Raw genomic sequence first — 223 nt, 5'->3', positions numbered from 1 at the left:
TTTTTTTGGGTTGGATGGTTTAGAGATGTTGAGTGTTTGGAGTGTGTTTTGAACAGGCAATAAAAAACCCCAGTTTTTTAGGCTGGGGTTTTTCGGAATAAGTGCCTGACGATGACCTACTTTCACAGATGCGAAATCCACTATCATCGGCGCTAAGGTGTTTCACTGTCCTGTTCGGGATGGGAAGGAGTGGGTCCACCTTGCCATGGTCGTCAGGCGAAGG

General features: G+C 47.1%; 1 rRNA gene. It reads right to left on the bottom strand.

Annotation, left to right across the window (positions count from 1 at the left end):
- Positions 1–103: 103 nt before the first annotated feature.
- A 5S ribosomal RNA gene (gene rrf, locus ACOI06_RS14680) occupies positions 104–217 on the bottom strand.
- Positions 218–223: the final 6 nt, after the last annotated feature.

Origin of the sequence: Orrella sp. 11846 (genome assembly GCF_048820935.1) — a bacterium.
Lineage (GTDB): Bacteria > Pseudomonadota > Gammaproteobacteria > Burkholderiales > Burkholderiaceae_B > Algicoccus.
Note: the sequence above shows the minus strand (reverse complement) of the source record. Positions and strands in the feature narration are given on the sequence as shown.